The sequence below is a fragment of the Alteromonas sp. ABE4_545 genome (assembly GCF_056161325.1).
Genome location: NZ_JBSWYY010000008.1, coordinates 136,670 through 150,701 on the forward strand (window position 1 = coordinate 136,670; position 14,032 = coordinate 150,701).

General features: G+C 44.4%; 10 protein-coding genes. 4 read left to right on the top strand and 6 right to left on the bottom strand.

From position 1 onward, the window contains the following. Nucleotides 1–63: 63 nt before the first annotated feature. Both ACXAH6_RS10050 and ACXAH6_RS10055 read right to left on the bottom strand, forming a co-directional pair. Complete coding sequence (locus ACXAH6_RS10050) at nt 64–1,287, bottom strand: flagellar assembly protein T N-terminal domain-containing protein (protein WP_474876532.1); 1,224 nt, start codon at nt 1,285–1,287, stop codon at nt 64–66. An 8-nt stretch (nt 1,288–1,295) separates the two neighbouring features. After that, complete coding sequence (locus ACXAH6_RS10055) at nt 1,296–2,048, bottom strand: flagellar basal body L-ring protein FlgH (protein ID WP_474876533.1); 753 nt, start codon at nt 2,046–2,048, stop codon at nt 1,296–1,298. Nucleotides 2,049–2,245: 197 nt separating this feature from the next. Between ACXAH6_RS10055 and ACXAH6_RS10060 the strand changes: the two genes are divergently transcribed. Continuing rightward, nucleotides 2,246–3,025, top strand: a complete 780-nt coding sequence (locus ACXAH6_RS10060) for a hypothetical protein (protein ID WP_474876534.1) — start codon at nt 2,246–2,248, stop codon at nt 3,023–3,025. Between the two features lie 84 nt (nt 3,026–3,109). After that, nucleotides 3,110–3,613, top strand: a complete 504-nt coding sequence (locus ACXAH6_RS10065; RefSeq protein WP_474876535.1) for an RNA methyltransferase — start codon at nt 3,110–3,112, stop codon at nt 3,611–3,613. On the opposite strand, the gene yfbR is transcribed toward ACXAH6_RS10065, so the two are convergent. Next, nucleotides 3,610–4,221 carry a 5'-deoxynucleotidase gene (gene yfbR / locus ACXAH6_RS10070; RefSeq protein ID WP_474876536.1) on the bottom strand — a complete coding sequence of 204 codons (612 nt, stop codon included), beginning with the start codon at nt 4,219–4,221 and terminating at the stop codon, nt 3,610–3,612. The two genes, ACXAH6_RS10065 and yfbR, sit on opposite strands and share 4 nt — an antisense overlap. Before the next feature lie 40 nt (nt 4,222–4,261). After that, on the bottom strand, nt 4,262–5,479 hold the full coding sequence (locus ACXAH6_RS10075; RefSeq protein WP_474876588.1) for a pyridoxal phosphate-dependent aminotransferase: 1,218 nt from the start codon (nt 5,477–5,479) through the stop codon (nt 4,262–4,264). A gap of 396 nt (nt 5,480–5,875) precedes the next feature. Between ACXAH6_RS10075 and ACXAH6_RS10080 the strand changes: the two genes are divergently transcribed. Then, complete coding sequence (locus ACXAH6_RS10080; RefSeq protein WP_474876537.1) at nt 5,876–6,670, top strand: DUF2189 domain-containing protein; 795 nt, start codon at nt 5,876–5,878, stop codon at nt 6,668–6,670. 576 nt (nt 6,671–7,246) lie between these two features. Beyond that, nucleotides 7,247–7,576: a DUF3718 domain-containing protein gene (locus ACXAH6_RS10085; RefSeq protein ID WP_474876538.1), complete on the top strand. Its 330-nt coding sequence runs from the start codon at nt 7,247–7,249 to the stop codon at nt 7,574–7,576. Between the two features lie 92 nt (nt 7,577–7,668). Here ACXAH6_RS10085 and ACXAH6_RS10090 read toward each other — a convergent pair whose 3' ends face one another. Both ACXAH6_RS10090 and ACXAH6_RS10095 read right to left on the bottom strand, forming a co-directional pair. Continuing rightward, entirely contained in the window at nt 7,669–10,734 is a 3,066-nt protein-coding gene (locus ACXAH6_RS10090; RefSeq protein ID WP_474876539.1) for an efflux RND transporter permease subunit, read from the bottom strand. Next, a complete protein-coding gene (locus tag ACXAH6_RS10095) occupies nt 10,727–14,014 on the bottom strand; it encodes an efflux RND transporter permease subunit (protein ID WP_474876589.1) in 3,288 nt (1,095 codons plus the stop codon). The genes ACXAH6_RS10090 and ACXAH6_RS10095 overlap by 8 nt, the downstream gene beginning before the upstream one ends. Nucleotides 14,015–14,032: the final 18 nt, after the last annotated feature.

Below are 14,032 nucleotides of genomic sequence, written 5' to 3' on the forward strand. Positions count from 1 at the left end.
AATATGCAATATTTTGCTATCAGAACAGTTAGACTTTTTGATTATCAGTCATAAAAAGCGTGATTATGGTGACGGCTTATCGGAGCTAAACAGACCAATTGGGCTGACCAAATCAAACAAGTCTGCGCTGGTGGTATGCGTATTGTTCGCTGGTGCCAAGGTTGCGGTTTGGTCGTTGACCCTCACTACCGTCAAATTGTCATCTGCTGCCGCTTGTAGCAGGGGAGCGGTATTGCCAAAACCTGCTTGTACTACTTGTTTTTTAAACACTTCGAATGTGTCTCCGGGTCGAATACCGTCACGGCTGCCCATGCTTATCGTTACTTGGTCACCATTGCGATTTATCACTTGCGCGAATCCCTTTTCGCAGGTTACGGCATTGGTAACGTCTTGCACTGCACCGTGAATGGTATTTAACACAACACGACCATAATCACTTCGCCAAAATAAGCTGTTATTAGTGTCTACGGTGTAGTCATCGTCAAATTCCCAATCGCCTTCACTGTGATAACTTTCTTGATAAACCATCGTGTGACGATAGGCATCGAGTACGTACACTTCCACCGTAAAATTTCGACGCAAGGTTACATCGTCGCTTAACAGCGCTTCTTGCACTTGTTCAAACAAGCTGATGTCGCGTACGAAGCCAAACAAAATAAACTGTCTACCGTACTGATTGGCTAAATACAGAGCTTTGTCTGTCGCATCTTGTAAGTTAATGTCGTCATAAGCAGAGGCCGAAGAAAACGCCTTATCAATCAGCAATACATTCGGTGCTTGAGTTTGTGTTCTCAACTGGTTTTCAAATCGTTTACTGATCTGACGGCCAAAATCGAAGATCCCACCATAGCTGGCTTGACTTGGTCTTTGCAGTTGAAACTGGGTAACTAAAATAGATCTTGCGTAGTCGTCTTTTGCACAATCGAAAAGGGGCGTAATGTCAACGCGTACAGTGACGCTCAGTACATTGTCTTCATCAATATTTTCGTCGAGAATTTCAACACGTTGAATACGACCTTGTGTGCGAATGTGAGACTTGCTGCTAACCAGTAGGCCATCAAGCATAATGTCTTCAGCCACCACAAAACTACCATTTTTGTAAGACGCATCAGCAACGGCGCTTTTAATTGCCATAATGCGAACGTCAGCTACGTCGGCGTCTTTTATCGCTATGCTGGCTTCACCTTGTACCCATACTGCAAGAGCATGAGGGCTTGTTGTAAAACAAGCCAATAAGGCCACGTACAGGCTTAGCCTGCGTAAACGTTGAGAGGTAATCGGCAACATGTAATGACTCAATCAAAGATAGAGAATAGTTTACCGATGAGTGTCGGATCTTGGTTGTCTTGTAGGTCGCCTTTACCACTGTATTCAATGCGGGCGTTACCGATTTTTGAAGAACTCACCGAGTTATCTACTTCAATATCTTTGATCCGTACTTCGCCAGAAAAACGGACATACTCTTGGCCTTTGTTGAGAGTTATCCATTTTTCGCCAGCAATAACTAAATTGTCATTGGGCAAAATCTCTTTCACATATACGGTAATATCACCTTCAAGTGAATTTGACTGGCTGGTTTCAGCCGAGCTATCAAATTCGCTTTCGTGTTCGTGCTCAACACCAAAATCATCTTCGCTGATTTGAATTGGGCCAGCATTAACCGTCATTGGGCCAACTTGTAAGCTACCACTTTTGTCGCGCTTATAGTCGAGAGACTTTTTCGACGAAGTGCTTTCATCAAGGCGGATTAAAATCATGTCTCCCACGCGGTATTTTCGATGAAGCTCATACAAGCCCACCGCACTTTGCGGATTAAACAGAGAGCCCGTTGGTACTTGAACCGTTTCTACGGGGTCTATGCGAATTGGACGATACGTTGGATCGCCAGGCATGACTTCTTTGTTCGTTGTATCAATAGCGCGCTGATCAACTAATGGGTTAGTGTGACTTGACTCCACGACCTGTTCTTCTACCGTGGCGGTTTGACTGCACGCAAAGAGCACTGTAGATAATAAGCAGGTCGTTAAACTCTGCGTAATTATTCTCATCTGGATATAACCTTACTGCTGGAAAATTGGAATACAGATGCTTTCTAACGAAGCATTTATTGCATTTACATATACTGGCTCTTCGCCTATTATCATATTTGAAAATCACGTATCGTCTTGATAATAAAGTGAAATTTTCGAAATATTTACAACCATGACCATTCCTTTACACTGGCTGACATAACTATGAGGCGCGTATGAGTTTACTTTCAAGTATTGAGCAAGGGCTTGGGTTTAATTTGTCATCTGACTCAACAGTGAATGCGAGTACTGATTCACAGACGAGCACGCCTGAAACAGCAGCGAGTACGTTATTTGCGAGTTTGTTGAGTTTTGGTCAAGAGCAAACATCAACTGACAGTGATAGCTCCGATGCAGAATCGGCGGCCAGTAATCTATTTAGTGATACCGGCATTGAAGGTATTCAAAAGCAGTTGTATTCCGCGCTGGGTTTCGGAGATTTAAGTGACGAAACGTTGAGTGATATGACCTCTGAATCATCGTTGTCTTCAATGCAGAGTGCATTTCTCACCTCTCTTCAAGCCAACCTCTTTGGAGGGCTGACCGGAACCAGTAGCGATAGCACGGCAACGACAACTGAAACGAGTAGTACTGAATCCAGCACAGATATTTTTGACAGTATGGCAACTTGGACCTTGGGAGAAGACGGTTTTACGCTCGATGACGTGTTTGACTCGGTGAATGTGTTAAACCATATTCCTGTTGTGTCTGATATTTACCAAGCCTCTACCGGCAATACGGTCGATGCAGGCGCGAGTCTGGTAGGCAGTTTCCTCTTCGCCGGTCCATTGGGTGTCGCTTACTCGGTGGCAGATATGTTAGTCGAGAATTATAGTGGTAAGTCGATTACTGATAATGTGGTAGATTTTGGTTCGACAGAGTGGTTTAGCGGTAATGCGACAACCTCAGCTGAAATTCAAGCCAGAAATAAGGCTGCCTCGACATCTGAAGAATAGCCAACAAGATAAAGTTGTTTGCAACTAGGCGGCGAATTCACATTCTGGTAGTCTACGCGCCTCTCGAATTTCAGAAGTCTAGTTGTGAAGAAAACAGTCAGTATCGGTTTACTTAACCCAAAATCTGCCGTTAATGTGGCGTCTATTTTACGTGCTGCAGGGTGTTATGGCGTGAGTAGTGTGTTTTACACTGGGCAACGCTATGCCTATGCCAAAGAGTTTAATGCTGATACCAAAGGCTTTCACAAACAAATTCCAACAATTCGTATTCCAGATATTGCCGAAGCGGTTCCCGAAGGCGCAACAACGGTAGCCATTGAACTGGTTGAAGGCGCAGTTCCTTTACCTGAGTTTGTTCATCCAGAAAATGCGTTTTATGTTTTTGGTCCAGAAGATGGCAGCGTAGGCCCGGAGGTATTAGAGTGGGTCGATCACGTAGTTTATATTCCCACCTTTAGCTGTATGAATTTAGCTGCAACAGCAAACGTTGTACTGTATGACCGACTCGCTAAAAGTGATTTTGAGTCTGGTGATGCGCTTATTCGAGATAGCCGAGACAACAACAACCAACACAGAGTTAAACGTTAATCGTTGGTGTCTAGTTGGGCCAGTTCATCTACGCTGACGAAACAATTTTCGGCAAAGTGATTGAGTAAGTAGTCAACTTCAGGCATCGAGGTTCTGTAGTGGGCTAACATTCCCTCAAGACGCGTTTTGACAATTGCGAATTCTGCGTTGCCGAATCGCAGTTCATCACACGCTTTTAAATAAGCGGAGAGCAAGTCAGCGGCTTTGACGATCTTTTTGTATTCAGCATCAACATTTTCTTGTACCAACAGTGGTGCGAACTCTTGTTGCAGCGCTTGTGGTAATGACCGCAAACATTCCAACTCTGCAATTTGCTCGAGTTTCTTGAACTCACGGGTGAGTTCAGGATTGTGGTATTTAGTGACGTGGTTGATGTCTTGTAATTTGGTTTCTGAGACTTCGTGATACAGCGCGATTGTTGCGGCGCGTTCTGCGTTAATAGTGCCTTGGAAATATTGATTTTTTATCACCGCCAACAAATGAGCAATCACCGCTACCTGATGCGAATGTTCAGCGATGTTCTCGCTTTTTATAGAACGCATTAACGCCCATCGTTTAATGAGGGGCATACGCAATATCCAGGCGAGAAAGGTGCTTTGCTTAGTCATTAAATGGGTCCAAGGTTAGTAGTGGCATTATCGCAGGTGATTAAACCTGACGATAATGCTGGAAGAAGTGGTTTATTTTCCCAAGAGCTGGGCGCAATTCATCGCTGTGAGGTAAAAACACCAATCGGAAATAGGTGCCTTCATTTAGGTTAAATGCACGACCGTGTACCAACAGAATTTTTTCGCTGCTTAACAAGTCGAGGATCATTTGCTCGTCATTAGAAATATTAAATTTCTCAGCGTCGACACGTGCAAAACAATACATGGCGCCTTTCGGTTTAACACAGTGTACACCGTCAATTTGATTGAGCATATCTGCGGCTAAGTCGCGCTGTAATTGCAGTCGGCCACCGGGTCTGACCAGGTCGTTGATACTTTGATAACCGCCAAGTGCAGTTTGGATCGCCGTTTGACAAGGAACATTGGCGCACATGCGCATCGAAGACAAAATGTTGAGGCCTTCAATATAGCCTTTTGCCACGCGCTTATTGCCACTAACCATTAACCAACCGGCTCTAAAACCTGCCACTCGATAGTTTTTTGACAGGCCACTCATGGTTACGATAAATACGTCATCGGCTAGAGATGCGATACAAGTATGCTTACGCCCGTCATAGAGAATTTTGTCGTAAATCTCATCACTGTAGATCACTAAACTATGCTGGCGAGCAACTTCAATAATCTGCTGAAGTAGTGCTTCATCATAAACTGCACCGGTGGGATTGTTTGGGTTAATCAATACAATCGCTTTCGTTTTAGGTGTGATTTTACTTTTAATATCATCAATATCAGGGAACCAATCAGCCTGCTCGTCACAGCGATAATGCACTGGCGTACCCGACGACAAACTGACCGCTGCTGTCCATAGCGGGTAATCAGGGCTGGGTAACAGCACTTCATCACCACTATTCAACAAGGCTTGCATTGCCATCATGATCATTTCACTTACGCCATTGCCAATGAAAATATCATCAACACGTACGTGTTTGACGTTCATTTGTTGATAGTACTGCATCACAGCAACGCGAGCGCCGTAAATCCCTTTTGAATCAGAATAGCCTTGGGCTCGAGGTAGGTTATGAATGACGTCTTTTACAATATCGTCTGGCGCCTCAAAACCAAACGGGGCAGGGTTGCCAATGTTCAGTTTTAAAATTCGGTGCCCTTCGTCTTCCATCTTGCGAGCCTGTGCCGCAATAGGACCACGAATGTCATAACATACATTATCCAATTTATGGGATTGATTTACAGCTTTCATCATTTACTTGTTCAGTTGATCAGGTCGTCAGAGTATCGCAAGCCAAGCCCTTGTGTTAAGTACTATTTTCAAATATCCCCATTCAGAGGAAAAATATTTCTGATAACGCCTATTACTAATCGATTTTTGCCTAATTGACCCTTTGTATTGGCAATAAATACAAAGCGCTTTTCACATGACTACACTCCGCTTACGCATTAGAAGGCAAGGGGAACCTTTCTTTAAATATGGTGGCATGAGAGCAATGTAACGTTGAATTGCTAGCGGGCGTGTAAATTGTTCAATAATTAATCGTTAATAAATTGTAAATTGTTGATGGTGATCCTATGTTTGTACTAGGGGTCGGTACGTCATGTCGTCCGATTGAATACGAAAATTAGTCAGGTGAGGCTTGGCATGTCACATCACTTCAAAGAAACGCCAGAAAACGCCATTACACAAAGTGGTATTGCACGGGTTATCCCGTGTAAAGAGTTGGATTTGGCAGATCCAATTAAATGGCTAAGTTTAGGGCTAAAAGATTTATTACGCACACCCGGTTTGTCCGTTGTTTATGGTGTGCTATTTGCGGCGATACCATGGGTGATTACTTATTTGGTGGCGCTGACAGGTTGGCACTTAATTATATTGCCCGCTATTGTGTGTTTTATGCTGTTAGGGCCTTTTTTGGCTGCAGGGCTTTACGATGTCAGTTGGGAAATGGAAAAAGGGCACAAACCTTCCTTGTCTCATTCACTACACGCAATCAGCCGAAACGCGGTTAACGAATGGGGTTTTGGTATCATGCTCATGGTACTGATGATCTTTTGGTTAAGGGTAGCGTCACTGATTCACGCCCTCTATCCGTCACAAGAAATCTTGTCATTTGACAGTTTATTGCCGTTTCTAACACTTGGAACCATAGTTGGTGGCGTGTTCACTGTCGGCATGTTGTTTGTTACTGCCTTTACTCAACCTATTTTAATGGAGCGCAAAGTCGATTTGGCAACCGCGGTGTTAACCAGTGTGAATGCGGTGTGGGTGAATAAAGTACCTATGTTAATTTGGGGAGGCATTATCTTTTCAATGGTTGCTATTGGTTTTGTTACCGGTTTTATAGGCTTTATATTCTTAATGCCACTGCTTGGCTATGCATCTTGGCATGCGTATATCGATACAATTGAAACAAAACGAGAGCGTCACTACGTGTAGCTTTGGCTTAGTTTCACTAAGCGCAGTATAGAGGTGTTTCTCCCCCTTTTTTAAAAATAAAACGTCACTATGCACAATGGAGTGGTTGTGGCGTTTTCCTCTCTTTAACTACGTCACTTTTTTGTTTAGAACAGACCGGTTTTGATCCTTCTTTTGATGTGATTGATGTCATTTTTGTAATTTTATTACATTAATAAAGTCCGTTTTTACCGATAAATTCACCTAAAGTCGGTGTTAATTTGTGAAAATGTAGTTTTCTTACGTAATTTTTGGGTCAGTTTAACCTGATTTTTTAGAATTAATTAGAATATAGATGGATCTTTTAATAATTAAAACCCTATGTTAATTGATTAAAACAACAATAAATCAATAGCTTACTAGTGTTAAAAATGGTTAACAAATGGTTTTACCAGTGGTTTACGCAGCTTAAACAATATTGCTACAGCAAATAATTTTTAGATGGGGCATAAATATAGTGCACCAGCGAGATGGGAACGACGTCATCAAGTTGGTTGCTTTATAGAGTTTGCCAAAACACGAAAATTTAAATTGTTTACTTTGATTGAGGAATCGACAATGAAAAACCTAGTTAAAACCACTCTAGTAGCACTAGCAACAACCGCAGCACTTTCTAGCCAAGCGATGGCTGATGCACCAGTAAAATCAGTTCGTTTTGTAGGTGACACAGATTTCGCAGGTTTCTGTAAAGCTATCGTAAAAGATGATATCCGTCTACTTCGTTCATCTTTAGCGCGTAACGTAGGTCGTATTGCAGCTAGCCAACGTGAAGTACTTCGCCTAGTAACTGCAGAAGACGGCATGACTTGTAACGGTACTAACCTAATCGAGTTTTCAGTAGAGCGTAACGCTGACTCTGTTTATCAGTACCTAACACAACGCAGCTAAGCATGCGCTGGCTAAAGAGACGGGCGGCGACCACACCTAAAAAGGTGAATCGCCCCCGAATCAACGGCTATTGTTGGCAGGTATTACTGGGGTCATATCCTTACCCAGCGGGTTACCCAAGTGCGGCTCTTAATGAGCATCAAACTTACATGGAATCTGAGCTTGAGCAAAAGCACATAAGTCAACGGCACCAGGAATAAACTGGTAATTGTAGAGAAGAGTAGTCCTCCTATAATGGCGATGGCCATTGGGGAATACGGTGGTCCATCGCCCCCTATGCGTGTGGTACCGATAGCGAGAGGTACAAGGCCCAGTACTGTCGTTGCAACTGTCATCAAAATTGGTCGAATACGCGACTGACACCCATCCACAACAGCATCTATTAACGTTTTTCCTTCATTGATGAGTTGATTAATACGGTCAACCAACACAATGCCATTGTTCACCACAATGCCCATGAGTATCAACATACCAATCATTCCCATGACTGACATTGATGTACCTGTGAATAAAAACGCCCAAAACACGCCAGTGAAAGAATAGAGTAGTGAAGTAATCACTGCGGTCGGTAATAGTAAAGATTCAAACAATGCCGCCATCACAATATAGATCATGCAAACCGCTAAGATCATGTTTACTACCATGACATCAAAGGCTTCGTCTTGACGGCGGAACCCTCCATCAAGTGTCCATTGATAGCCATCAGGCAAGTCTACATAAGCCATGACTTTTTCAATTTGTTCGCGAGCTTCAGACATACTGAATTCTTCATTGAGGTTAGCCCCAATACTCAACGCTGTTTGACGATAGAATCGGTTGATTTGAGAAAGTTGTGGCACTACGGTTAGGTTAGCAACCATATCAAGGGTGATACGCTGACCTTCGCGCTGAGACAGGTTGATGTTGCGAAGCTTTGCCAGAGAAGATTGAATTTCTTCACCGTACATTAAGCGCACAGACACTTCACCGGCATCGCCATAGCGAAAGGTACGCAGGTTATTCCCTCGTAGGGCGGTGGCAATGAGATTGGCTACCTCTTTTGTATTTAAGCCAAGTTTGTATGCTTTTTCCCGATCGACGCGAATTTGAATTTCATCACGCTCGCTGCCTACATCGGCCTTTACGTCGGTCAAGCCATTGATGTTGGCAATCATCGGTATAATACGGTCAGCGATTTCGCGTAAGTGATCACTGGATTCACCGAGTAAAGTGATGCGTACACCGCCACCATTTCCTTCGTTCCATCGAAAAGACGGTCTGGCTCTTACGAAGGTTGGCATATCCTCGGCAATCATACGCTTGATCTCTGAAATCGGCACAGTTAGTTCGTCATTCAAGGTGATACCGGATACTGCATGGCCAGGATTAAAATACGTATACACCTGTTTAATTTGGAAGCGCTCTTGGTTGTCATATAAATAGGCCTCCATCTTGTTCACCGACTTTTCAACTTCTTCCAAGGTATAGTTTTGTTGGATGTGATAGTTCAGCCAAATACGTTCTTGGTTATCGCCGCCTTCATCGTCACTGTTTATTGCTCCCAATGGGATAGCGGCAGAGGCCAATAACAAAAGGGCAATCACCGCGGTCCAGCCTTGATGACGCATTGTCCAGCCTAATACTTTTCCATAACCTGTAATGTAACCTGCTGTTTTGATTTGGTTGGCTTTAGGGGCTTTGATACGCGACGCCAACAATGGGATTAAGGTTTGTGCAATAAGTAGTGATGCAAATAATGAGATACAGATTGCTATCGCCACGTGTTCTAAAAACACGGTGATATCAATTTTTACACCTACAATATTGGGCAGAAAAACAATCGCTGTGGTGGTCGTACCGGCAATGACAGCCAAGCTCACTTTTGCTACGCCAGATTTTGTCGCCCGCTCCGTGTTATCGTCTTTTGCACGTTCCTGGAAAATACTTTCGGTAACAACTACTGCGTTATCAACCAGCATACCAACGGCGAGCATCAGCCCCATCAACGACAGTATGTTCAGGGTATAGCCCATCAAATACATACATCCGAGGGTGATGCAGATAGAGAAGGGCACCGACAGCACCACTATGAGGGTAGGGGTCATTTGACGTAAGAATAAAAACAGTACGGCGATTGAAAGTACAGCACCAATTAAGCCAGCAGAAATTAAGTCTCCGAGCGACGATTTAACACTGTCGGCAGTGTCCTCCATCACAAACAAGCTGATACCGTTAAATTCGGGATCTTTCTTGGCGTTTTCAATAACGTCCATCACACGCTCAGAAACGTCAACCAAATTCGCACCAGACTCTTTGAATATATTAAAGCCCACCGCATAGGTGCGGTCTAGGTGTCGTCCCTCGCCACGCTCTGGCAATTCATATTGAATGTCGGCAATATCTTTTAATCTCACGCCACGCTGAATCAACAGGTTTTCAATGTCGCTAATATCTTTAAACTCTCCTTGTGGGTTGACCATAATTTTCTGATCGCCGGAAAAGAAGTGCCCTGCCGTCATTGAAAAATTAGCCTGCTGTAAGCGGTTGCCAAGGGTTTGGGCATTAACGTGCAGGGCTGTGAGTTTTTCTGGAATAATTCGCACGCTTATTTGTTTTTTCATCACCCCATAAAGCTCGACCCGAGATACGCCTGCAACGCGCTCAATTGGACGTTTTAGGTTTCTGTCCAACAAGTCGTAAGCATTCGACAAATCACGTTCACTCGACACCCGTAATTGAAAAATCGGCATATCATTGGTATTAAACTTGTACACCAAAATACGCTCGACATCGTCGGGTAATAGATGACGAATAGCGTCAATTTTTTCTCTCGCTTCGATACTTTTGGCTTTGATGTTTGTAGACCAATCAAATTCGACAAAAATGTCAGCGCGATCTTCGTGCGAAAAAGCCTGCAAGCGTTTAATACCTGACATAGTTGCTACGGCTTCTTCTACCGGGCGAGTGATCATGCGCTCAACCTCAGACGGAGTCGCGTCTGGGTAGGGCACTTGGATCATCAATTGTGGAATGTCGATGCCGGGAAATTTTTCCAACGGCAACATGCGGCTCGCAGCTATACCAAAAAGTAAAAACGAGAAGAAGAACATGCAAACTGTGACAGGTTTGCGCAAGGCAAAATTTGCCAGTGCCGCACCTGCGTCAGAGAACTTATCCATAGACCTTCTCCTCGGCTTCTGGGCTGGTAACAGCAAAGCGTTTAGTATCGAACAGGTCGTAAAGCACTGGCAGTAATACCAGTGTGAGTAATGTTGAGAACAACAGCCCAAAGATAACCGTGATCGCCATCGGAGTGCGAGCTTCTGCACCTTCGCCAAAGCCAATGGCCATGGGCAGAAGTCCAAGAATGGTGGTTAGCGTAGTCATAATGATAGGACGAAGGCGTGTCATACCCGCATCAATGATTGCTTGATGTTTGTCCATCCCTTGTGAACGAAGCTGATTAATGCGGTCGATGAGTACAATGGCATTATTAACGACAATACCACAGAGCATGATGAGGCCGATGAACACGACCACACTGATATTAGTGCCTGTCAGCCACAATCCGTAAATTGACCCTGCGCCTGCAAGTGGTACAGCGAACAAAATTAATAGTGGATGCATCAGTGATTCAAATTGCGAAGCCATCACTACGTACACCATAAACACCGCGAGTATCAAGGCTAATTGTAACGACGCAAAGCTCTGTTTCATGTCTTCACTTTGGCCTGCGATTCGCGCTTTCACACTCAAGGGTAATGAACTGTTATCAAGTACCTTTTGCGCGGCCGCAACTCCATCGGCTAAATCACCATAGCTCAAGTTCGCCCGCACTATTGCCACACGTTGTTGGCCAACTCGGGTAATTTCGCTGGGGCCAACACTCATATAAACGTCGGCAACGGCATGAAGCGGAATAGGTTGAGAAGAACCAGGATTTACAATAATGCTGCGAATATCATTGATATTGTCGCGTTGTTGATCTTGAGTTCTTACCAATACATCTACTTTTCTGTCTTCCATGCTGTATTGCGTAGCTATTTCACCACCGACTTTAGCTGCGATCAGGTTGGATACCGTTGGCGCATCAAGGTCAAGGCGTGCCAGCTTGGCGTGATTAAAGTCAATTTTAAGTTCAGGGTTACCGCTTCTTAGGGTAGAAGTGATGTCTGCGAAACGGTTATTGGTACCCAGCGCTTCCATAACTTGGTCGCTCACGCTTTGAAGCTGGCGTAAATCGTATCCTTGCAATTCAATTTGAATTGGTGAAGCAAAGCTGAATAATTCGGGATAACCAAATTTACTCTGTACACCCGCTTTGTCAGCGAGGAAGTCACGCAATGCGGTTTTTACGCGTTCTTCTTCGGCGGGCGTTGCCCCCGATTTGAGTACCAGATTAAGTTTGCCCCAGTGGTCGCCACCTTGTGAAGGTGACGCGCTCAATAAACTGCCAGTGCCGGCAATGGAATATGTGCGCTCTACTTGCGGTAGTGTGCTTGCATAATCACCCAAGGACTCTAATAACGCATCTGTTTGGCTTACTTGTGTACCCGCTGGCAAAGTCACTTCGACGAATAGTTCACCTTGAGACATTCTTGGAATAAGCTCCATTCCTACTCGTGGAAGTAAGAATACAGCACCAACCGTTAGCGCGATTGCGATAGCTAGCACTAAGGCACGAGCCTGTAGAGCAGCGTGTAAACTGGTTTGATAGAAACGCGCGAGTAGTGCAAAGGCTTTTTCAAATAAAATCGCGAGTGGCTTGAATAACCAATGCATCGCTTTAGATACGAGCTTCCACGTAGCAAGTAGCACTGTGAATAGTACAAGAGGGATATAATAAAATACGACTTTAAGGGGAAAGGTGATGATAAGGGCGAGGTAACTAAACCACTTTTTAATACCTTTCTTTTCCACTTTTTCGGTGGTGAACGTATCTGAGTGTGCAGGTTTATCTGTTTTATCACGCCCAGCTAGAGCGGGGATCAGGGTTAACGCAACGATAAGAGAGGCAATCAACGCAAAAGAGACCGTCATAGCCTGGTCGCCAAATAATTGCCCTGCGATCCCTTCAACAAAGATTAAAGGTACAAACACGGCCATAGTGGTAAGCGTAGACGCGACAATAGCACCGGAAACTTCATTAGTTCCTTCGATGGCGGCCTTGCCACGGCTTTTCACTATGTCCACGAGGCGTTGGCGATGACGGTCGATATTTTCTAGTACTACTATGCTGCTATCTACCAGTAATCCTACTGCCAGAGCAATACCTCCTAAGCTCATGATGTTTAGGCTAATGTTATTGGCATACATGAGGTTAAATGTCGCCACAATCGAAACGGGGATCGAAATAGAGATAATTAACGTCGGCCAAAAATCACGCAGAAACAAATACAACACCAACATGGCTAATATACCGCCAATCACCGCAGCCGATTTCACATCGTCAATGGCTTGCTTGATAAAGGCGCTTTGGTCGTACACCTCTTTAAGTTCATAAGTGTCAGGTAGCGACTCGGTAATACGGGGGAGTTGGCTTTTAATACGCGTAGCAACATCTACCGCGTTGGCATCACCTTCTTTATAAATCGAAATCTCTGCCCCTTCTTTGCCGTCAAAACGGCTTACCGCATCGCGATCTTTATAAGCATTTACCACAATGGCAATGTCGCGCAACCGAATGTTTTTGCCATCGCGGTTAGCCACATAAAGGTCTCGAATTTCGTCTAAACTTTGAAACTGATTCAAGGTTCTTACTAAGAAAGCTTGGGCACCATCGTCTACACGGCCGCCAGCAGTATTGATATTTTCGTCGCGCAAACGGGTAATGATGGAATCAATGGTAATATTGAGCTGGCTGGCTTTGCGTTGATCGATCAAAACTTGAATTTCGTTCTCTAGCGCGCCTCCGATACGCACGCTCGCAACACCTTCAATCGATTCTAACTTGCGTTTGATTTGCTCCTCGGCATAGGTACGCAGGTTTTTCATTGAAGTTTCAACATTACTGAGATCATCGGCGTTTGCGAGGCTCAAACCGTATCGCATGACGGGGTCTAAACTAGGGTTGAAACGCAATAAGCGAGGTTTGTCGACATCGAGAGGAAGTTGCAGTACATCCAGTTTTTCTCTGACTTCAAGACTGGCAAAATCCATCTCAGTGCCCCACGTGAACTCCAATACTACATCTGATTGGCCAGCTCGTGATGTAGATGTGACAGTACGTACGCCTTTCACAACACCTATGGCTTCTTCAATTGGTTTTGATACCAGTTGTTCAACTTCAGCGGGCGCAGCTCCATCGTAATCTGTGCGAATGGTGAGAGTAGGGTAGGACAGCTCTGGTAATAAGTTGACTGAGAGTCGACCTAAAGACACCACCCCGAACAGTAAAATGGCAAAAGTAAACATGGCGATGGCGACGGGGCGCTTCACCGCTAAATCGATAATTTTCATCATTGTCTCCTGATTAAA

What these genes read in the sequence shown, in the direction of transcription:
- ACXAH6_RS10090 (WP_474876539.1), bottom strand. Translation starts at nt 10,734, where the DNA reads ATGGATAAGTTCTCTGACGCAGGTGCGGCACTGGCAAATTTTGCCTTG.
- ACXAH6_RS10060 (WP_474876534.1), top strand. Translation starts at nt 2,246, where the DNA reads ATGAGTTTACTTTCAAGTATTGAGCAAGGGCTTGGGTTTAATTTGTCA.
- yfbR (WP_474876536.1), bottom strand. Translation starts at nt 4,221, where the DNA reads ATGACTAAGCAAAGCACCTTTCTCGCCTGGATATTGCGTATGCCCCTC.
- ACXAH6_RS10055 (WP_474876533.1), bottom strand. Translation starts at nt 2,048, where the DNA reads ATGAGAATAATTACGCAGAGTTTAACGACCTGCTTATTATCTACAGTG.
- ACXAH6_RS10085 (WP_474876538.1), top strand. Translation starts at nt 7,247, where the DNA reads ATGAAAAACCTAGTTAAAACCACTCTAGTAGCACTAGCAACAACCGCA.
- ACXAH6_RS10095 (WP_474876589.1), bottom strand. Translation starts at nt 14,014, where the DNA reads ATGAAAATTATCGATTTAGCGGTGAAGCGCCCCGTCGCCATCGCCATG.
- ACXAH6_RS10075 (WP_474876588.1), bottom strand. Translation starts at nt 5,479, where the DNA reads ATGAAAGCTGTAAATCAATCCCATAAATTGGATAATGTATGTTATGAC.
- ACXAH6_RS10080 (WP_474876537.1), top strand. Translation starts at nt 5,876, where the DNA reads ATGTCACATCACTTCAAAGAAACGCCAGAAAACGCCATTACACAAAGT.
- ACXAH6_RS10050 (WP_474876532.1), bottom strand. Translation starts at nt 1,287, where the DNA reads ATGTTGCCGATTACCTCTCAACGTTTACGCAGGCTAAGCCTGTACGTG.